General features: G+C 48.1%; 17 protein-coding genes and 1 other annotated feature (1 of these 18 cut by a window edge). Of the genes, 5 read left to right on the top strand and 12 right to left on the bottom strand.

The window, feature by feature from the left end; translation table 11 throughout:
* Nucleotides 1–39: 39 nt before the first annotated feature.
* From AB4124_RS24450 to AB4124_RS24420, 7 genes are all read right to left on the bottom strand, one after another.
* The gene (locus tag AB4124_RS24450; RefSeq protein WP_441974474.1) at nucleotides 40–1,524 is read right to left on the bottom strand and encodes an S-layer homology domain-containing protein; all 1,485 of its coding nucleotides are present in this window, start codon (nucleotides 1,522–1,524) and stop codon (nucleotides 40–42) included.
* A 132-nt stretch (nucleotides 1,525–1,656) separates the two neighbouring features.
* Complete coding sequence (locus tag AB4124_RS24445) at nucleotides 1,657–2,352, bottom strand: response regulator transcription factor (RefSeq protein WP_430107362.1); 696 nt, start codon at nucleotides 2,350–2,352, stop codon at nucleotides 1,657–1,659.
* Nucleotides 2,353–2,355: 3 nt separating this feature from the next.
* Nucleotides 2,356–3,825 carry a sensor histidine kinase gene (locus AB4124_RS24440; RefSeq protein ID WP_441974473.1) on the bottom strand — a complete coding sequence of 490 codons (1,470 nt, stop codon included), beginning with the start codon at nucleotides 3,823–3,825 and terminating at the stop codon, nucleotides 2,356–2,358.
* Between the two features lie 9 nt (nucleotides 3,826–3,834).
* Nucleotides 3,835–5,055, bottom strand: a complete 1,221-nt coding sequence (locus tag AB4124_RS24435) for an amidohydrolase (RefSeq protein WP_441974472.1) — start codon at nucleotides 5,053–5,055, stop codon at nucleotides 3,835–3,837.
* 172 nt (nucleotides 5,056–5,227) lie between these two features.
* The gene (locus AB4124_RS24430; RefSeq protein WP_441974471.1) at nucleotides 5,228–5,989 is read right to left on the bottom strand and encodes a class I SAM-dependent methyltransferase; all 762 of its coding nucleotides are present in this window, start codon (nucleotides 5,987–5,989) and stop codon (nucleotides 5,228–5,230) included.
* A 32-nt stretch (nucleotides 5,990–6,021) separates the two neighbouring features.
* Nucleotides 6,022–6,618: a hypothetical protein gene (locus AB4124_RS24425; protein ID WP_339272924.1), complete on the bottom strand. Its 597-nt coding sequence runs from the start codon at nucleotides 6,616–6,618 to the stop codon at nucleotides 6,022–6,024.
* 121 nt (nucleotides 6,619–6,739) lie between these two features.
* A complete protein-coding gene (locus tag AB4124_RS24420) occupies nucleotides 6,740–7,714 on the bottom strand; it encodes a phosphotransferase enzyme family protein (RefSeq protein ID WP_441974470.1) in 975 nt (324 codons plus the stop codon).
* A 177-nt stretch (nucleotides 7,715–7,891) separates the two neighbouring features.
* On the opposite strand from AB4124_RS24420, the gene AB4124_RS24415 reads away from it, so the two are divergent.
* Together AB4124_RS24415 and AB4124_RS24410 are read left to right on the top strand one after the other, a co-directional pair.
* A complete protein-coding gene (locus AB4124_RS24415; RefSeq protein ID WP_076323242.1) occupies nucleotides 7,892–8,677 on the top strand; it encodes a M15 family metallopeptidase in 786 nt (261 codons plus the stop codon).
* 199 nt (nucleotides 8,678–8,876) lie between these two features.
* Complete coding sequence (locus AB4124_RS24410; RefSeq protein WP_441974469.1) at nucleotides 8,877–10,340, top strand: 4-hydroxyphenylacetate 3-hydroxylase family protein; 1,464 nt, start codon at nucleotides 8,877–8,879, stop codon at nucleotides 10,338–10,340.
* A 94-nt stretch (nucleotides 10,341–10,434) separates the two neighbouring features.
* Here AB4124_RS24410 and AB4124_RS24405 read toward each other — a convergent pair whose 3' ends face one another.
* Together AB4124_RS24405 and AB4124_RS24400 are read right to left on the bottom strand one after the other, a co-directional pair.
* Complete coding sequence (locus AB4124_RS24405; protein WP_441974468.1) at nucleotides 10,435–12,519, bottom strand: DUF5054 domain-containing protein; 2,085 nt, start codon at nucleotides 12,517–12,519, stop codon at nucleotides 10,435–10,437.
* A 209-nt stretch (nucleotides 12,520–12,728) separates the two neighbouring features.
* Nucleotides 12,729–14,291 carry a HEAT repeat domain-containing protein gene (locus tag AB4124_RS24400; RefSeq protein ID WP_441974467.1) on the bottom strand — a complete coding sequence of 521 codons (1,563 nt, stop codon included), beginning with the start codon at nucleotides 14,289–14,291 and terminating at the stop codon, nucleotides 12,729–12,731.
* Between the two features lie 147 nt (nucleotides 14,292–14,438).
* Here AB4124_RS24400 and AB4124_RS24395 point away from each other — a divergent pair, with 147 nt between their 5' ends.
* The 3 genes from AB4124_RS24395 (at nucleotide 14,439) to AB4124_RS24385 (ending at nucleotide 16,616) form a co-directional block, all read left to right on the top strand.
* On the top strand, nucleotides 14,439–15,311 hold the full coding sequence (locus tag AB4124_RS24395) for an AraC family transcriptional regulator (RefSeq protein WP_441974466.1): 873 nt from the start codon (nucleotides 14,439–14,441) through the stop codon (nucleotides 15,309–15,311).
* A 144-nt stretch (nucleotides 15,312–15,455) separates the two neighbouring features.
* Entirely contained in the window at nucleotides 15,456–16,325 is an 870-nt protein-coding gene (locus tag AB4124_RS24390) for a serine/threonine protein kinase (RefSeq protein ID WP_430107347.1), read from the top strand.
* Between the two features lie 81 nt (nucleotides 16,326–16,406).
* Nucleotides 16,407–16,616 carry a hypothetical protein gene (locus AB4124_RS24385; protein ID WP_430107346.1) on the top strand — a complete coding sequence of 70 codons (210 nt, stop codon included), beginning with the start codon at nucleotides 16,407–16,409 and terminating at the stop codon, nucleotides 16,614–16,616.
* 96 nt (nucleotides 16,617–16,712) lie between these two features.
* Here the strand turns inward: AB4124_RS24385 and aac(2')-IIb are convergent, their stop codons facing one another.
* From aac(2')-IIb to asd, 3 genes are all read right to left on the bottom strand, one after another.
* Nucleotides 16,713–17,435 carry a kasugamycin N-acetyltransferase AAC(2')-IIb gene (aac(2')-IIb, locus tag AB4124_RS24380; RefSeq protein WP_430107344.1) on the bottom strand — a complete coding sequence of 241 codons (723 nt, stop codon included), beginning with the start codon at nucleotides 17,433–17,435 and terminating at the stop codon, nucleotides 16,713–16,715.
* A 169-nt stretch (nucleotides 17,436–17,604) separates the two neighbouring features.
* Nucleotides 17,605–18,981, bottom strand: a complete 1,377-nt coding sequence (nhaC, locus tag AB4124_RS24375; protein WP_430107343.1) for a Na+/H+ antiporter NhaC — start codon at nucleotides 18,979–18,981, stop codon at nucleotides 17,605–17,607.
* Between the two features lie 242 nt (nucleotides 18,982–19,223).
* Nucleotides 19,224–20,309 (bottom strand): aspartate-semialdehyde dehydrogenase, encoded by a 1,086-nt coding sequence (gene asd, locus AB4124_RS24370; protein ID WP_379409301.1) that lies wholly within the window; start codon nucleotides 20,307–20,309, stop codon nucleotides 19,224–19,226.
* A 194-nt stretch (nucleotides 20,310–20,503) separates the two neighbouring features.
* Nucleotides 20,504–20,574, bottom strand: a binding site (T-box leader); it runs 194 nt beyond the window's last position.

The raw sequence follows: 20,574 nt of genomic DNA, 5'->3' as shown, positions 1-20,574 counted from the left end.
GTCCTCTTTATAATGAACAGCCATGTCCAGTGCAGTATTCTATTCATTCACGGTCAGAACCGCCGTTGTTTCGTCTGCCCATTCGCCGACCGGTTTAATCGTATAAGTCGTTCCAGGCTTCAGTTTGCCCTCCTGCGTCAGATCAAACACGCCTACGGCTCCCTTGCGGCTTGAATATTTGTAGGTTGCTATGTGCTTGCCGCCTTCTGCGTCAATCAATTCGATGCTCCGTCCGGAGAAGAGCTCGTCCCTAGGATCCTCGGACAAGGTAATGGCAACGGAGCTGTCACTGATCGCCTCGGCTCCGATGATATCCAGCGGTTCGAAACTTCCCGCAACGAAAGAAGGTTTTGCAATCTGTGCCCAATCTGAGGTAACGGTATAGGTAACTCCCGGCGTCAGTGTCTGGCCTTCAGGTAAACGGAATTTCGGCTCTTGTTTGCCATCAGTGGACTGGGTGAAGGGTACGTATTTTGCCACGATAGGTTGTCCGCCTGCAGGCGTAATCGTCACTTCTCTGGCTTGACCAGAGGATATGATCTGATAGACTTTTCCATCGGCACTGTTGTTCTCATCCAATACGAATGCATTGGCTCCGCGACCTCCGCTATAAGCGGAAATAACATAACCATAGTCAACGACACCATTCTCTTTAAGTGCCTCCAGCTCAAACGTATCCTGAGCGACTTGTCTAGCCTCTGTCATGTCCAACTTCGTGCTATTACCTGTAAATATGCCTGCTGTTTTCCCTTTGTAGGTAAGCGTATAAGAGGTACCCGGTTTTTGAACTGAGGTTGGGACGATGTAAGTGGAAATTGAGCCCGTCTTCAAACGCGGCATGTTGGTGATTTCAAGCCCGTTGTTAAATTTAAAATCTTCTTTGGCTTTTGCAAACGCCTCATTATCTGCCGTCAAAGGAGCATCGAAGGTAACGATCATGGTGATGGCATTCAGTGCGCGGACACTCGTGATGTTGGCTTTTTCAGACGGAATTGCCTCATGGGCAATGCTTATTAAGTAAGCAGCTTGACCACGTGTGGTATGGCCTTCCTCAGAATAAAAACGCTTCGCCCATTCATCCACGGACTTCACATCTCGTTTCAGAGCCTTAGATACCATTTGCACCAGGTCGGCATGGGTAACGATTCCCCGAGGATCAAAACGTCCCTCCGGTGCCTGCATAATATCTTGTGCTACCAACTCAGCTGCGTACCGTTCATACCACGCGTTTGAATTCACATCCGTGAAACTTGGCTTTGTATCTCCTTTGCCTTCAAGTCCAAACGCAAGCACAAGCATTTTTGCCAGCTCTGCCCGCGTAATGGGACTGGTTATCCCCATCGTGCCATCCTGGTAACCCTGCATCACGCGAAGCTGGGACAGCACTTGAGTGGCTTGCTCTATATCCTGGGCAACGAGCGGGGCTCCCGCAGCCTCGGTCTGCAGTACATGAATCGGAAGCGAAGCCGTTCCCAGGGCAGCCGCCACCATCATGGCCGCCAGTTTATTAGAATATGTTTTCATTTGTAAACCCTCCCTAAATCGTTGAAATATGAACGTTGATCGTCATATCTCCATGATAGAAGAGAATCCTAAACTCCCAAGAAAGCTGGGATTAAGCGTTTCGAAAACTTTTATTAACAAATTATAAATTGTTTAGACCGAAAAGCGATAGCCAGCCCCCCACACCGTTTCAATATACTGCGGATTGGATGGATCCAGTTCCATCTTTTCGCGCAGCTTGCGGACATGGACGGTTACGGTTGCAATATCCCCGCTGGAATCCATGCCCCAGATCCGTTCAAACAGTTCTGTTTTGTTAAACACCCGGTTCGGATGGCTTGCCAGAAATTCAAGCAAGTTAAACTCCCGAGTCGTAAACGTGACTTCCTGATTGCGTACGAACACCCTTCGCGCCGATTTGTCGATGACCAAGCCGCGAATATTAATTTCTGAGCTTGGACTTGGGCTTTGCTTGCCCATAAGCCTCACATATCTCATCAGGTGGGCCTTGGCTCTTGCGACTAATTCGCTCGGGCTGAACGGCTTGGTGATGTAATCGTCGGCACCGAGATTAAAGGCACGGATTTTATCGATCTCCTCATTTTTAGCAGAAACGATCAGAATCGGTACCTCCTTGTTCTTCCTGATATGGCTGCATAATTCATAACCATTCATTCCGGGAAGCTGCAGGTCGATAATGATAAGATTGTAGTCCTCGTCAAGGGCAAGTTTCAGCCCCTCATTGCCTGTATGGCATAGATCTACCAGAAAACCGTTCAACTCAAAATAATCCCGCTCCAACTGAGCGATCGTCGTCTCGTCTTCAATGATGAGAATGCGTGTGGTCATGGATTACACTGCCTCCTTTGTCGCTCGTTTGAGGGTGAAATACAGACTGGTGCCGATGCCGGGCTCGCTTTCCACCCAAATCGTACCCCCGTGTCCCTCGATGATCTGGCTGGCAATTGCAAGCCCCAGGCCGCTGCCGCCCGTTGAAGAATTGCGGGATGGCTCCGCACGATAAAATCTTTCGAATATATAAGGGATCGCTTCCGGCTCGATGCCCATCCCATTATCCCGTATTTCAACCGTTACCCATTCCGGAGAAAGCTGAGTGGAGACACATATGGTTTTGTCCTGCTTGTCCATAAATTTTTGGGCATTTTCGATGATATTGAGCACCGTTCGTTTTAATTTTTCCAGATCGGCAATGACCTCGACAGACTGCCCGGTACGTTCCTTCCACTCCAACCGTATTCCCTTTTCCTCCAAAACATAGCGCTGCTCATCGATGCAATCGTCTATAAAACCGATGATATCGACATGCTCAAACATGAACGGAACCTGCTTTAAATCTAGCTTGGAATACAGAAACAACTCATTCACAAGTTTATCCAGATCGGTGGTTTTGGTGTAAATGATGTTCACGTATTTATCCATTTTCTCCGGCGTATCTGCAACGCCGTCACGTATACCTTCGATATACCCTTTAATATTCGTTATGGGCGTGCGCAAATCATGAGAGATGTTGGAGATCAGTTCTTTCCGATTCTCTTCGTCCTGAAGCCGGAGTTGAATCGACTCATGCAGACGCTTCCGCATATTCTCAAACGTCTCGTTCAACTGGCCGATTTCGTCCTTGGAATGCAAATCCAGAGAAAACTGGAGATTTCCCTCCTTGATGTGTTCCGCCGATTTTCGAAGCAAATCAAGCGGTTTGACCACGCTGCGCGTGATCCAGCGATATAACAATACATTTGCAACCACAACGATGCCAACGAGACTCAAGACAAGAATGGGCAGCAGCTTGCGCGTGACTTCACCGAAAGGACTTCGCTCTCGAATCACAAACACACTGCCTCTGGCACCGTCCGAATACCGGAAATCATATTTGGCATAAGCATAAAACCGTTCACCGATGTTAAGGGTATTACGAATCTGATGGTTGTTCAGGTCATATGGAGGCAGACTCGCTTCCAATTCAGGCTGGTTCATCGTATTGGACTCAAAGATCTGGTCGTTATCCCTCCGGACATACAGACCCGCTCGTACGGTTCTCAGCTTAAAATCATATTCCGATAGTAGCTCTTTGTTCTGCAGCTCATCCGGTTCGTTCTTGGCAAGATATTTTAATTCGAGGAATATAGACTCCTCCTCTTCCGTGAGCGGGTTAATCTGATAGTGCACTTTATAAAAATCCCGAATACCGTGAATATCGCCTGTGGCCGCAATGGTGAACAAACTCGCAGTCAAGACAAAGACCAGCAAGCTAATGACCAGCATACCGGTATAGGACAGCAGCAATTTAATCCGAATGGACATAAAATTCGCCTAAAACGAACCGGAAACGATGTTCCCCTGAAACATCGTCGCCATGCGTTTGGATCTTCTCGCAACGGCTTCAGCGGAACAAGAAGCTTCAACAAATACGATGCTGGCAACGTCTCCGACCTGCGGCCATACCTGCTCCCCAGCATGATTAAGCGGTGTGGTGCCACCGGTAATATATTGGAGCGCTTGCGCTAACGCGCGTTCATCCACCCATCCGGATATTTCCGCCAATCGGCCGACACGCTCCAGCACATCCCCATTTCCGAAGGGCGACCACACATCAAAAATGTTGTCGCATCCGACGGCCACTTCTACACCGCGCTCGTGCAGCAAGCCAACCGGCGGAAACTTGCGGCCAATCGGCACACTCGTAATAATGGCGACCCCCGCATCAGCGAGCAAGTCCCCCATCTCTTGCGCTTGGGATGGCGGAATATCACCCAATCCGAAGGCATGGCTAATCGCCACCTTGCCCTGCAGTCCCGCTTCAATGGTTAACTGAGCTAATCGCTTCATGGTGAAGATCCCCAGTTGACTGGCATCGTGCAGATGCAGGTCGATGCCTGCATTGGCTTCAACTGCGAGCCCCACCAGTTCCTGTAAAGACGCTTCGATATCGCCATCCACTGTAGCCGGATCAACGCCGCCGACCAGGTTTGCTCCATTGCGAAGTGCTTGTCTCACTAACTCCGTTGATTTCGAGTGCAGCAAACCATGTTGCGGAAAAGCAACGATCTCATAAGATAACTTTCCTTCAAATGCGCGTAATGCTTGTTGAAGCGCTTCTAAATTGTCTAATCCCACTTCCGGATATATATCGACATGCGTACGCACATGCGTCACGCCGGACTTCAGGTAAATATCAAGCAGCCGTTCCGCACGGTCCTGCGTCAAGGTATCCAGTGAAGGAAGTGTCGCTTTCTCGATCGCCAAACGCTCGAAAATACTGGAAACCGGCGTAACCGAACGCCACCTGTCACCAAGCAGCGTTTTATCCAAATGGCAGTGCTTCTCGATAAAGGATGGCAGAAGCAATAAGCCCTTCACATCGTGCTGCGGCCATTGGTCTGTTAGGGTTGTATTCGAAGCTACGATCTTCACGATTTTTCCATCTTCTATGAATATGTGGCGAATCTCCGTCTTTGTTCCCGTAATTACGCCATCTTGAACTTCATAACCGCTCTCTAACCGGGCATTTGTTAACCAAAATGCTGAACTCATATCCATCATTCCTCTCTCCACTTACTAGATATACGAACATGCTATCACAGGAAAAATGATATGGATAATATCAAAAAAATAGGATTTACTTATGTTTTACATATACATAAAAAAAGAAAAGCCACCCGATAGGATGACTCTTCTAATGAACCCCTTGGAAATAGACAGGATGTTAAAGCTTTATGGCCCTTGTTGCAATGAAACTGTTTGCATAACGATCCAACAGTCTCTTGCCTCCGAACGAATCCTCATAGAAACCGCCAATCATAAACCCTGCTCGGATCTGACCTCCCATTTGCTGCTCCAGCGTATGTCCGAATTCCAATGATACCCCGGTTCTCACGATCTCTTCTTCCGACGCATAATCCAGTTCCGAATATGGAAGGGTGTGTTTCACCTGAAGTATCCCCTTCTCTTCCATTTCCCAGTCGAATAAGTAGAAGGCCGGGTTCATAAAGCCGCTTATCATAATACCACCAGACTTCAACACACGGTATGCTTCCTGCCAGACCGGCTGAATATCAGGCACAAAAAGGTTAGATACCGGATGAACGATCAAATCAAAGCTCTCCGAATCAAACATGCTTAAATCCGTCATCGAACCAAGAACTGTCCGAATGGGCAATGAATCCCGCTCAGCAACAAAGCGATCCTGTTCCAATTGGGATTCGGAGAAATCCAATACAGTTACATTCGCTCCCGCAGCGGCCAACACGGGTCCCTGTTGTCCCCCTCCAGAAGCTAAACAGAGCACATTCTTTTCGCTTAGTTCAGGAAACCATTCTTTGGGCACAGGCTTGGTAGTGGTAACGATAATTGACCAATCGCCCATTCTGGCGTTCTGGATTTCCTCGCTGCTTACAGGAACCGTCCACTGATTTTTCTGTTTTACTTTAAGCTCCCAACTGTCCAGGTTATGCTTGATAATCTCCATATGTAAACTCTCCTCTTATTGATTCATCAGCTTCATTCTTTATTCATGGACCTTTGGCCCAGCCAGGCCTGAAACTGCTCCGGTGTCCTTATGTTTTCTTCCAGAACCGCTGTATAAATATCGAAGCTTCGCACAGTCTTGCCATATTCATCACGGCTTGCCCAATCACTTTTGATTTGCAAAATAGCTTCCCGGCGTTCCTGAGTCAGCTGTTCAGGCATCGTGACGATATGTTTCAAGTCGGGTTGTCTCTCCGGTTCATCCACGAACCAAATGTCCATTTTCCACTCCTTCCCCTGCTGAGACTTATACTTTAGGCCAATGTATAATCCATCGGGATAAGCGGGATCCGTATTATATACACCGGTATCGTTTATGAACTTCAGTTCCCGCACACCAGCGTGCAGCATGAGTTCCGATGCGATTTGTGCAATTAATTGCTGAGTCAGCCGAGAGCATATTACCGTCATGTCCAGGTCTCTCCATACCATCAACCCGAGGGCTGAACTGCCGACACGCACCGGTTCGCCTGCTTGACTTAGCAATTCATAAAGTCGAAGTTCATCAGCTACCTCAGAAGCTTCATCCTGAAGAGCTTTTTGTTGCAGTAGAAGTTTGCTTTCCGCCATTTGGTTTCACCTCTAATCCTTATGTTATGTATCTCATATCGTATCACCCGATCATTGTGCATACCAAGGGATTGAATGCTTATAATGAACTTTCACGGATACCGTCTAATTCGTCATCGAACTATACGGAATAAAATATGCGTTCACCCGACAAATACGGCTTACAGTAATCGGCGCACAGCTTCGGCATTCGTTCACGCATCCATGCATGCACGGATTCATTCTCCATTTGAAAGACATAGTATCCGATAATGGCCAGCAGCATGAAGCCTTCTAACCGAACAAACTTATCTTGTCCCGTATGATCATTGCCATAATACCCTCTCAGGAATAGATTCCGAAGCTCCGAGGGAACCATCATGGCACCCATTGCAACATCCGTGTAGTTATAACCTGGTCCGAAAAAACCGAAATCGATAAAACTCAGTTCTCCATCTGAAGTCATGATGATATTCCCCAAGCTTAAATCACCATGGATGAGCCCCCAGGCTTCTTCGTTCCCACGATCCGCAAGCCGCGAGTTAACCAACGATATCGTGTCTTCAATGACGGAAACATCGGAGGAAGTAAACAATTCTTTCGCTAACCCTTGCTTTATAACCCCGATCATATATTGATTGTAGCTAATCCCCTGACTTGGACGTTTATCCATGCCCTCCGGGATGTACTGACTATAGAATCGGTGCAGCTCTGAAACACGAGCCCCCAGCTTCTCGACCATGACCGGGTCGCTTACATCATCCTTATGCAAGTCTCTTCCTTCCAGCCAGGTAAGCACGGAACTATTCCAACGCTTCCCCTCATGTTCGATGATTGTAATCAGCTCGCCTTCCCGATTCCGCAGCGGCCTTTGGACAAGCATTTGATCCCAGCCTGACAAATGCTCCAGCATTTGCAGTTCACCCAGCAGACCGTCATAGGTATGCTGCTGACCTGCCATGCCGTCTTTTATCGGTTGATGAATGCGAAGCAGATATGTACTTCCGTCATGGCCTTTTACCTTATAGGTTCGATTTTCATTATGCCGAATAAACGTGATCTCGGGTTCATGGATGCCGTATTCCTTCAATATTTCTTGCAGCTGTTCATTTTGCATGTGAAACTTCTCCTTATGTAGAAATTCCTACCTATTTTATATCACTATAATCTATTTTTGGATTATTATCAGATTCGATCTATTCTATTTTGTTTACAATTCAGAAACAAGTCAGAGATTCTACCGATATAACTCTCTTATATACTGAGAGATAGCTAACGAGGAGGGACTTCACACATGCACAAAAAAATCGTCAAATCCATCATACCTACGGTCATCATCGGTTCCGTTGTCACAAGCCTAGCCTTATCCAGTTTTCTAAGCAGCACCGGCATTGGCAAGGCGGAAGCTGCCGCAGCAGCTTCTTCCAGCTTATCATTTACGAAGTTTTTGGAAAACAACGCTCCTAACCGAACTTTAAAAACGGTTCGCGGTTTAAATTCGGTCACGAATCTATCAAGCACCGTTGTACTTGTCAACAAGCAAAGAAATCTACCATCGAGTTATGTTCCGCAAGACTTGGTTGTACCCCATATTCCGTTCAGCTTCTCGGGACCAAGTCCCAAAAAACAGATGAAAAAAGTAGCGGCATCTGCGCTGGAAAAATTGTTTGCGGCAGCCAAGAAAGACGGGATCGATCTCAAAGCCGTATCGGGCTACCGGTCCTATGCCACTCAAAAAGCCATATTCGAACGCAACGCCCGTAATAAGGGCGAGGCCGTCGCTAACAAAACAAGCGCGCGTCCGGGACAAAGCGAGCATCAGACCGGACTGAGCATGGATATATCCAGTGCTTCCGTAGGATATGCGTTGGAGCAAAGCTTCGGAAATACCAAGGAAGGCAAATGGCTGAAAGCCAATGCACCGAAATACGGATTTATCATTCGTTACGGAAAAGGCAAGGAGAAATTAACCGGCTATTCTTATGAGCCTTGGCATGTTCGTTACGTTGGTGTCTATATTGCGGGAGAAATCACGAGACAAAACCTCACGCTTGAGCAGTATCTGGGCCAATCCCAATAATCGAAATTTCAAGAAACGGACCATAACGGGTCCGTTTTTTTTTTGCCTGCTGTCTCTTCCTGGCTCAAGCTTTTGATGTACATTCGCATATTTTATCCCTTTTCCGACGGACAAAGTACTCCGTATGCACTAAGCACGTACATTAACACCAGTAGACAGGTTTGAAAGCATACGATTTATCGAAAATGGGGTGAACAACGTGCCTATTAAATCGGGAAAGCAGTATATCGAACGGATTGACCGACGGAATATTAACATTTGGTATAAAGGAGAGCCTATCCAGGGACCTTTATCCGAGCATCCTGCATTCCGAGGTCTTATTCAAACCCAAGCCGATCTTTACGATATGCAATGTGAAGAAAGTTATATCGAACAGATGACTTACCCCTCGCCCGATACGGGAGAACGGGTAGGCTTGTCTTTTCTCCCGCCCAAGAACGCGGAGGATTTGCATAAACGCAGAATGATGATGGAATTATGGGCGAACAAGCATCATGGCTTTTTAGGGCGTTCTCCCGATTATATGAACACTGCGATCATGTCCTTATATACCGCTGCCGATATTCTGGAAGAGCATCATCCGAGATATGCGGAAAATCTCAGGAACTATTATAAGTACTGTCGTGATCATGATATTACATTATCTCACGCCTTCATCCAGCCCTATGCATGTAAAATGTCCGGTCAGCAAGATGCTGCTGAAGACACTGTCGCGGCTAAAGTCGTAGAGATTAACGATGATGGAATGATCATAAGCGGGGCATTCCTGATGGCAACACAAGGAGCTACTTGCGAAGAAATGCTGGTATTCCCGACACCTTCGCCAATGATGTCCCAGGATGTGAATCCTTCTGCGTTTGCATTTGCGGTTCCCAACGATTTACCGGGCATGACTTTTATATGCCGTGAAAGCTACGGTGCCACTTCTTCCTATGATTATCCCCTCAGCGCAAGATACGAAGAGATGGATACACTTGTCGTCTTCGACCGCGTGCTTGTCCCCCATGACCGGTTCTTTTACTATGGGGACGAGACTTACGCCGGGCGTTTATTCGGCGAGAGTCACTTTCATACGCATATCGCCCACCAAATGGTCACCCGTTTCATCGTTAAAACCGAATTCATGCTCGGCTTGCTGGAATCCTTGGCAGATGAACAGAACGTTGGACTCGAGCCCCATATGGTCTCGAATGTTTCAAAAATGATTGCATTTCTCGAGACGTTCAAAGCATTAAGATTGGCTTCCGAGCAGGGCGCCAGCCAGGATAAATTCGGATATCTCGTTCCTGCCGCCAGGCCTCTTCTCGCATCCAGCATGCTCTTCCCCAAATTCTATCCCGAGATGGTCGAGATGATACAGTTACTGGGCTCCAGCGGCCTGATTATGATCCCTTCTGAACTGGATTTTCATTCGGAATCAGGCCCTTACCTTAATCAATATTTAAAAGGATCCACGACGGAAGCTTGGGATCGTATCGCATTATTCAGGCTTGCATGGGAGCTTGGTGCAAGCTCGTTCGGTGGCCGGCAAACCCAGTTTGAACGTTTCTTCTTCGGAAATGCTCAGACGGCAGCCTATCGGATGTATAACCATTTTGAGCAGCATGAGCAGCTTCGTAACAGGATTCACGATTTTATTAATAAAAACAATACCTCTTCATAACTTGACCGGCGGATGATCGTGCATATATAAAAAAAGATGCGAGTTAATAAACTCACATCTTTCCGTTTTGTTTTTCCTGATGGGCACAATGAACTCATGAATGAGAAGACAGTCTCAATCTGAACCGATATTTCATATCGTCTTCGAACCACATCATAAAGTTCGTACCCCACACGTTATTGTGCAGATTGAAATGGAATCCACCGGTCAATGAAGCATAGGAGTTGTCGAATTGCAGCAAACGCGGTTCCCCCGGGCACACTAGCGGCGCGTCCAAGGTTTCAATGACCACCGTTCCGTCCGCCCCCTCATAATATACGCCGGAATCGATACCATGCATGTTCCGGTTACCGTCCTTCACGACGAATAACGGAGATATACGCTGTCCCAACTTATCCATCATCCATGCGTTGGGATTATCCACAAGGGGCGCAAACGAGAACCAGCTTGCTTCCGGAAGACGACAGGCTGGTTTGCCCTTCCAGCTTAGACTTACCTCTACGACGGGCTCATTCGCAAGGAACGTATAGATTACGTTCAATCGGCGCGGAGCCCCATACTGCTTACTGAGAATCTCCGGCAGCTTCATTTCCACTGTTACGATATCATAATCTGCGCACCTCTTCAGGTGTATCGTCCGCATGGATGCCGTATACCGCCGATGTTCCGGCCGCGGTTTGACATATTCGATTCCCGGCTTGCCGAAGTCGTTGTCCGCCCAGCCGTGATGAATATCCAGATTGGTCACGTATTCTTTAAAGAAGCGATCATAGTTTTCTTTGCTGAAGGTTTCATACCTATAAGTGCCAAGTCTCTGATCTTCGTCCGCCCATTCCTTCCCGGATCGATCCATCAATCGGTTTATCGAGCCGTCGGCAGCGAAGCTTACCTGAAACTGCCCTAATTCATAAAGCTCGTTCATATCGATCGGCTGCTTGCACTGCATCGGCTCCGAGTCTGGGACGGTTTGATGCCGACTCATCCGATCCAGCTCTATTCGCGCTTCAGCTACCAACCCCTTCGGCAGCGATTGAACGGCCTCCTCAAGATAATCCCGTTGTTCCTGCCAAGAGCTCTCGTAATGGCTGTACGACCGAGTACCATTCGCCTGCTGGCATAGGTAATCGAATTTCCTCAGTTGATTGTCTTCAACGACATCCCGCGCTCTTGCAGCGGCTAGATCGCCAGTGGAATAATTAACGAAATCGACGAGATAGACGGAATTGTTCAGCCCCCAGGTATGCTCGGGGATCAGCATCAGGCGATTGCAAAATCGAGCGTACGCATCACCGTCCTTGTCCAATTGACCGGATTCGATCCAGCGATCCCGAAGCCTTAGCAATTCACGGTAACGGGCGATTTTCCAAGGATCTGAGGCAATACCATGTATCCACGAATCCCCGATTTCTTCGCTCACGACAGGCAATCGGTCCTTTACGGTTTGAAGCCGCCGGGCAAATGCATCAAGTGTCGAGGCCATGATTTCCGCCCCTGGATAATCCCGCTCCAACTGTTCAAATAAAACACGAATCTCCTCCATCGTGGATGGACCATGGTTATCATGCGTATGGGCAAAATACAAAGCGTCCTCCAGCCCTTCCATTTGAAACGGTTTGCCGTAACTATCTGCATAATGAACGATGATCTCCGAACCGTCGGAAGCACGCCATACAAACATCTCCGGCACCTTGGGATTTTTGGACACCATATTAACGCCCAAATGCAAATATTGAATGCCGTGTTTAACCAGTAAGGGGACCATTGCAAGGGTATGACCCGGAACATCCGTCATTTTAGCGGCAATCGTGGTTTTTCCATACTTTTGGTCCAAGTCGCCCGAAATGGACATTCCGAATTCGAATAGCCGGGCATCCATAATTTCCGTATGCGTCGTAAACGGCAGCCCATGCCAAACGATCCGTCCCTCCGCAATGGCCTTTTCCATACGCGCCCGCATGTCAGGAGCAGCGGCTCCCAAAAACTCATGAATTAACCATGAGCCGGTCGTCCATACGAATTTTACGTTCCCCTCTTCGTTAGCCAACTGCTCGGACAATTCCAAAGCCCGGGGTATAAAATGCTCCATATAACGCTCGATTACGTTCTTTCCGATATCGGTAAACCCGATGTCCAGATGGGTCTTGAATACGACATGAACTCTTTTGATTGATGTTGCCATGCATGACTGCTCCTTTCAACAATAAACGGCTAATGCCGAACTTTGAGCCTCATTTTACTAGAGCGCATCGCACAAGTCTTTGCATGAAAGGGTCATGCTTTTGCAAAAAAAGGACACCTGCCATGAATCGCGCCGGAGCTCAGGCATTCCAATAAGCCCCTCTCATTTCGGGTGGGAATGCGAAGGGCTTCGGAAGGCAAATTCGGATATCAGAAAGTGCTCGCCTTCGTTGTGTCCGGACACCATCTGGCCGGTCGATAATATCGAATCAGGACATCCATCGCCTCCGGGGTCCGTAGATGGGTAAGCGTTTCGAAGGCATACGCCCTTACATAACGGTCCTTGCTGTGCAGCGCTTGCTCAAGCGAATGGATCACGATGGGAACATCCGTGGCTTTGGCGGTGCGAAGCAGCGACAGGGCAGCAGTATATCCCGTTTTATTTAGGATATAGCTCTGCTGGCTGATGTCCGTATCATCGGGACCCGCGGCTTCTCTTTCTTCCTCTTGCAGAAGCGACTGCTCCAATACGTTTGCCAAGGCCTGACACACATCGCCTGCCTCCCTCCCCATTATACCCAGCGCTTCGACTGCATTTCGACGAACCCAATCGCTCGGATCCTGCAAGCACGCTTTCAATGCAGACACCGCCTTATTCGACGACGGGACGATCATGCCAAGTACGAAAACAGCAAGCGCCCTGCGCTTCTCGTTTGCGTGCTCCAGCAGTGCAAGCAGTCCTGGAACGGCTCCAGCGCCAGCACCTTGCAGTCCGTAAGCCGCTCTCTGCGCGATTTGCGTTGTTCCTTCGGACATGCGGCAAATCAATTCATTGATCCCTGCGGAGCCCATTCGGCCAAGCGCATAACTTACATTCAAAGCTACCGGTTCCCTATCATTCAACATTTGGCCTAGTTCAGGAGCTAAAGAAGCGGCCTTTTCTCCTAGCAATCCAGCTTGATCCGCGGCCCTTGCGCGAACGGTCTCGTCCTCGGACTTTAGATCTTCGGCCAATTGCTCTATTTGGGCTTTGTCTCCCGTTACAGAGTGCATCCCCTGACCCGGTTCGCCGCGCATCCAGTTCCATATATCTCTCCATAGATTCAAATGCGCGTAAGGTGTTCCGCCCGTAAAGCTCATCTCTTTCTCTTGATGATTCCAGCTCGGCGATTCCGGTGCACGCAATCGAACGAATTGAAACTTTAACATGTATCGATCCATGTCAGACACGTTCAACGAAGCTTTGTGCCATAAATCAAAATGAACCAGGACCATTGTTCCCGCTTTGCCGGTCGGCAGCAGCGTCTCGCCTTGATCGCCTACAAACTTTTCGTAATATGCGGTACCGGGCATGATAGCGGTCGGTCCCATTTCCTCGGTGATATCCTGCATGTAATAAAAAATCATCGCCCACCAGGGCCGGTGGCTGCGCATGCTGGACCAGTAACCGTCTTTGTGCCACTGCCCGCCTCCCGGCAGCGGATCGCCCGGCTGATTATAATGGCAATGCCGATGCGGGTGCATATAGTAATCCGGTCCGAGAACACTCGTCAAAGCTCCTTTAACGACCGGCGTTTCGAAGAATTGCTGGATCTCGGGCACACGGGGCAGGATGTTATTGCCGGGATTTCCTTCCTCGTGCAATACAACATTAATTTTATCCCTGACGGCGTCATGAAGCTGATCCGGCAATTCGTTGTGAAGCACCACATACCCCTTCGTAATAAATTGAATTATTTGTTCATCCGTCAATAGACATTGATAATCCAACATCTCAATTCCCTCCTCATGCATGAAATGAATTCAGTGTTAGTATAGCAATGGTGACGATCGCTGTATTTACATAAACGTCAGGCTTTTGTACAATCGTCATGCGAATATCTATAGAATCTTATCTTATAAGGATGTGGATATAAATACGTGGATTTTGCCGTCTTCCATTCCTATGTGTTTTATGCGACACGGTATCCCTTTTCCAAAGGTCAAAGCAATAACAACCGGCACTGCTATTCGTCATCACTTTATCTAATTACCGAGGGTAGAGGCATCATTCGCACCAAAGGCCGCACATATCATACCGAGCCGGGTTCCCTTGTATATATACCGGCTGGGCAGCCGCATGATTGGATAGCGGACAGCCAGGATCCCATGGTACATGTCTGCTGTTATTTCGACTGGTCCTATGTGGACCGCCGGGCTTTGGCCGATCATCCCAGCGTGATCTGTTATGACACTGCCCAGCTGATTCCTTCCTATGTAGGCCCTTCTTTTCCCTATGCCATACCTGAGCTCATGAAAGTTGAGAAGATCCACGTATGGAGCGACCTGTTTGAAAAATTCTACACCGGGAACCAGTTCGAGAATGAGCATACCTACATGCGGAGCGTAAGGACACAAAGCCATTTCCTGCAATTCATCGAGTATTTTCTTGCATTCGCATTGCAGGATGAGGCCATTCCCGATCATAGAATGAACAAATTACTGGAGCGACTGGATCAGGATATCCTGCACGGCAAGCTGCGTCCATTGGAGTCGTATTACGAGGAACTTCGGATCAGCAGAGGTTATTTTTTCGAATTGTTCAGAAGATCGACGGGCTTGCCGCCGACCCAATACATTAACCACTTCCGCATCAATCGGGCCAAGGAGGATCTGCGCAATACGAACATCAGCATCACGGAGATCGCCGAGAAGCACGGCTTCTCTTCCATCCATTATTTTTCGAAGCTGTTCCGGCAACTTAACGGCTTATCGCCGCTAGATTATAGGAAAGATCGAGTGGATATCGATTGACTAGCTGAGGTTCACCCTAATCCGATCGAATATACCCTCTACTCGTATAATCCTATCAAAAAGCTTATAATGTACGACAACAAGGGATCGCACTTGCTCTAACAATATAGAGGGACCAACCCAAAGGAGAGATTTGGAATCGATATGCGTTTTTTCTCATACCTTAGCTCCTTTATAAGCGCTTGGCGGGATTACCCGGCTGAAGAAAATACGGTGCTGGGGAATCGTTATACCATTCAACAGATGATTGGGGAAGGAAGTTACGGCATCCTGTACCAATGCTTTGATCAACAAAGCGGAAGTGTGGTGGCGGTCAAACAGTCAAGACCCAGCAAAGGCCATTATGCCAGACAATTGCTGAATCGAGAGGCAGCAGTATTAAGATCCCTTCAGCATCCACAAATTCCGGCATATCGGGATTTCTTCGCGAACAACCGCAATTGTTATTTGGTCATGTCTTATATGAACGGTGATACGCTTGAAGATTTGATATTTGAACAAGATATGAAATACGAAGAAGACGAATGCATCGAAATCACGCTGCAGCTTCTGAAGCTAGTCCGATACATACACGAGCAAGGCTATGTTCATCTTGATCTGCGGATTCCTAACGTCCTCTTTAAGGATGGCAGGATCAATGTTATTGATTTTGGACTAGCGAGAAGGATCGGTGAACCCCCTCCGCTCCAAGTACCTGCACGAAAAAAGTTCAAGCGGAACAGCTCGGCGTCCTCTGTAAAATACAAGGATTCGAAGGAAAGCGAGGATCTTCGGGACATTGGTCACTTTATGTTGTTCATGCTCTATTCCACCTACGAACCGGATAACAAACGGAGCGCAGTCGTGGAGCGAAGCTGGCAGGAAGAACTGCATCTCTCGATTGAATTGCAGAATATGATCAAACGCTTGCTGCAATTGAGTGAACCTTACTCAAGCTCTTTACAGTTCATGCACGAGCTGCAGTCGCTCGCTAATGCAAGAAGCCACCCCTCGGATAAGAAGGGCAGCCTTTAATTTGATTATGGGGTTTCATTTATGTTACGATCCGATTAAATTATATGGAATGATTACGAACAAGAAAGGAGGATGTTTTGCATGTTAAGAAAGATCATGAACAAGCTTCTCCACTCTACATCCCATAGTCAGGGCCGTAAGCGTTACAGCAGTTCCGCAAAGAATTATGGCAGAAAATACAGCAGCAGTCATGGCTATTCGCGTCGTAAAGGTTCCTCGTCTGATTACAGACACAGGCATGGCAACCAAGGTCATGGCTATTATAAGAACAAAAGAGGCAGCTCGAGCTAACCATTAACATAATCATGGTTCACTTCATCCCCTCAAATTTTTTGAGGGATTTCTTTATGGCTTCCTTTAGTAAAAGTAGTCTATGTCGCCCAGCATTCATCTGATTGTGAAATTAACCCCGTAATAGGACAATGCTAATTTACTTGCCACTCTCCGGGAAGCGTTATTTTCCCATAAAGTGCTGTACAACGGCAGCGCGCCCACCTTACGCACCTCGATGGCCCATCCCGCAACAACGGCAGCCGCATAACCTCTTCCGCGAAATTCCTCTAACGTCTCAAGCCCGGCTTCGTGTGCTCCTTTTGAAATCCGAACGCTGCGGCAAACCGACACCAGCCTGTTCTCATGAACGAGCGCTACACAAGGCTGGCCATAATCGATTTCCGTGATCAGCCATTCAAAACCGGTGAGCGAATATTCGTTCATATTTTCTCGAGTGATCCATACCGTCTGTTTGGCCGGCGTTGTTATGTCAGGTATCCGATAACAGGGTCCGCTCGTGTAGTGCTCAGTATGAAGGAGATTCATATAAGCCGCAAAATGTTTAGGCTTCGTCTGAACTTCATCATTTACGATCGGCTCATCTTCAACCAGCGCCTTCAATTGCCCGGCAATTCTTTCGGGAACGTCATGGCGAAACCTGCAGATCGCGGAGCCGTCTATAGTTCGACCTAGGAAAAACCTGGGGGCAGGCTCCTCTCCCGGCCAAGGCTCGTTGATGGTGCGAATTCGCATATCCCGGTCATGCGTAAACATCGCCTGAACATGCAATTTCATCAGCGTCGTAGCGGTTGGCGCTTTATTTATCCAATGATTCATGCTTATATCCCTCCCTTAAGAAATGAATCTACGATGTTGGCTTGCATATATCCATCGTATCAAATAAATCAAAGAACAGGTTGGGTATGAATCGCTATAATCAAAAAGACCCTGCCCCCCTATCCAGGAGGCAAGGTCAAGCACTTGATCTATGTTTATTGGGTAATCCTTAAATCTTCCTGCCAAGCGAGTTCCGCTGCAATCGCGGTATCAAGGCATAGGCAAACGTGAAGAGCGGGCTTAACCACAAGAAAGTTGCGTACGGCGCATATTCAATGACCGGAATTCCAAGCGTAGCAGCGAAGAAGGCGCCGCTTACCCCCCATGGAATCAGTGGGTTAACAAGCGTACCGCAATCCTCCAATGTACGGGACAACGTCTTCGCCGGAATTTCTCGGCGGACATATTCCTCCTTGAACATTTGACCAGGTAATAGGATCGATAAATATTGTTCGCCCGTCATGCCATTTACCGCAATGGAGGATGCCCCTGTCATCAGGACAATACTGCTCTTCCGCTTCAGCGGCTGCATGACTTTGCGGAAGAAGGCTTCAATGACGCCGCAATGCTGAAGCAGCCCTCCCAAGGATAACGCAATCAATATCAGCGATACGGACCCCATCATCGATTGCAATCCGCCGCGATTGACAATGGAAGCCACGGTTTCGTTGGCTATCGTGCTCTTGTAGCCGCTCTGCATGACGCTGAACCAAACATCGACTGCCGACTGCTGCTGAACGAAGGCCGTTACGATGAGTCCGGTAACAATGCCGACAATGAGTGTAGGGAGGATCGGAATCCGCTTGATGGAACAGGCAATGACCGCAAGCGGCGATAGCAACGTTAGCCAATGAATATGGAATCCGTCATTCAGAGCAGCCTTGATTTGATTTATCGAGGTTAAATCCAGGGTATTCGCCGTTGGTGCAAGCAGGAAAAAGACCGTTGTCACGATTAGTGCCGGCACCGTGGTGTAGATCATATTGCCAATGTGGGTGAACAAGGATATGCCGGCTACCGCCGGAGCAAAGTTCGTTGTGTCGGACAGCGGCGACATTTTATCCCCGAAACAAGCCCCGCAGATCACCGCTCCTGCTGCCAAGGCCGGAGAAATCCCGGTCGTTACAGCAATCCCCATGAAAGCCACGCCAACCGTACTGACTGTCGTGAAGGAGCTTCCGGTAAACATCGACACCACGATCGTCACGTATAAAGCGCTCACGGCAAAATAATGCGGTTCAATATAATCCATTCCATAGTATAAAATGGTCGGGACGGTACCGCTCATCATCCATACTGCAATGAGAATGCCGATGAGCGAAAGGATGAGAATCGGCATAATCGCCGTTTGAATGCCTTGAATGATCGCGGATTCGAGCTGCTTCCAAGAAAACCCGAACAACCGCAGTAAGGCGGCGATACCCACGGTCGTTGCCAGGAGCGGAATATGCGGCTCTGCCTTAAGAAGAAAAATGGAGACAAATAGTACTGCCAGTATAACCGCTATAAGAATGATGCTTTTTGAGAAACTGAGATGTCGTTCCATGGTGCTAAGACTCCTTATACATGGTCGTGACGGGAGCTCCTTCCCGTCCGCTTGTTTTATATCGACGAGCTTTTTCGCTTTTATGCTTTTCGGCTTCTTTGCTTCTTTGCTTCTTTGCATTGAAGCGCGAATTACACTATATACGATAAATACGAACTTCGTCAATGTACGAACCATGAACAATGCATAAAAAAAAGGCGACTGCATCAAGCAGTCGCCTTTGTCTTAAACGAGTATGGTTATTATTTCGCTTGAATATAACCTTCGGCTTTCAGCAGTTCGGCGATTAGAACAGCTCCACCTGCCGCACCGCGCAGCGTATTATGTGAGAGTCCTACGAATTTGTAATCGTAGAGGGAATCCTCGCGCAGTCTGCCTACCGATACGCCCATGCCGCGCTCGATATCACGGTCCAGCTTCGTCTGCGGCCGATTCTCTTCTTCGAAATACGTAATGAACTGCTTAGGCGCACTTGGGAGATTCAGCTCTTGCGGTCTTCCCTTAAACTGCCGCCAGCGGTCCAGGATTTCATCCTTCGAAGGTTTGTTCTCGAACGATGCAAACACGGTGGCTAAGTGGCCATCGGTTACGGGAACGCGAATGCACTGCGTCGTAATCAATGGCGATTGGGCTTTTACGATCTCACCGTTCACAACGCTGCCCCAAATGCGCAGCGGCTCCTGCTCGCTCTTCTCTTCCTCCCCGCCGATATACGGTATCACATTGTCCAGCATATCCGGCCAATCGGTGAAGTTCTTACCGGCACCGGAAATCGCCTGATAGGTGGAGGCAACAACTTGGGTGGGTTTGTAGTCAAGCAGAGCGTGAAGCGCCGGTACATAACTCTGAATGGAGCAATTCGGCTTCACCGCGATGAACCCGGTTGTCGTTCCCAGACGTTTGCGCTGTGCGGCAATCACGTCTATATGACTCGGATTAATTTCCGGGATGACCATCGGAACGTCAGGCGTCCAGCGATGAGCGGAATTATTGGAAATGACGGGCGTCCCCGTTTTGGCATAAGCTTCTTCCAATGCCTGTATCTCATTCTTCTTCATATCAACCGCGCAAAAAACAAAATCAACCTCAGCTGCTACCTGTTCCACTTGCGAAGCATCCTGCACGATAATGTCTTTCACCTGCTCGGGGATTGGCGTCGCAAGCTTCCAGCGGCCCTGAACGGATTCTTCATACGTTTTGCCGGCTGAATTTCTGCTGGCTGAAATGGAAGTGACTTCAAACCATGGATGCCCATCCAGCAATTGCATAAAACGTTGACCCACCATACCCGTTCCACCAACAATACCGACTTTAAGTTTTTCTGACATTCGTTACTCATATCCTTTCAATCGTGGCGTCATGTTCCCCATACATCGACTCTGATCAACCGTACGGACAAAAGCATGCAGTAAATGAGCTTATCTAGATAACTATTCAATCCGGCGCGATTCGTGTAGGCTTCCTACCTAGAATCTTCATCTTTCTTGTGATATAAAAAAATCCCACCCCCAAGACCATAAGTCTTAGGGACGAGATTGTTATACTCGCGGTACCACCCCAAATTTGCCAATATGTCACCATATTCGCCTCATC

The sequence above is a fragment of the Paenibacillus sp. 2KB_20 genome (assembly GCF_052115765.1).
In the GTDB taxonomy this organism is placed as follows: Bacteria; Bacillota; Bacilli; order Paenibacillales; family Paenibacillaceae; genus Paenibacillus_AQ.
Note: the sequence above shows the minus strand (reverse complement) of the source record. Positions and strands in the feature narration are given on the sequence as shown.